Origin of the sequence: Polaribacter sargassicola, from assembly GCF_021991835.1 — a bacterium.
Lineage (GTDB): Bacteria > Bacteroidota > Bacteroidia > Flavobacteriales > Flavobacteriaceae > Polaribacter > Polaribacter sargassicola.
In genome coordinates this window covers 1-285 of sequence record NZ_JAHDAU010000211.1, presented here as the reverse complement: position 1 = coordinate 285, position 285 = coordinate 1, and the positions used below count along the sequence as shown (strand labels likewise).

Sequence of the window (285 nt, the reverse complement as noted above, 5' to 3'; positions counted from 1 at the left end):
GCCGCAGGAGGTCTTCGACGGCATCGTCGAGGCCGCCCGAACCGACCGCTACTCGTGGTTCACCCAGTTCTACAACGACTTCTACAACCTCGACGAGAATCTCGGCAGCCGGATCAGCCAGCAGGTCGTGACGGCGAACTGGAACCTGTCGGTCACCAGCGCGCCCGTCGCCGCATACGCTGTCGTGCCGGCATGGATCGAGGACTTCCGCGGTGATGTCGAGGCCGTCCGGCTCGCGGACAAGCCGACCCTCATCCTGCACGGGACGAAGGACAACATCCTCCC

At 64.9% G+C, this 285-nt stretch carries 1 pseudogene; it reads left to right on the top strand.

From position 1 onward, the window contains the following. Positions 1–285 (top strand): annotated as a pseudogene (locus tag KI686_RS17675) (hypothetical protein); the annotation flags it as partial.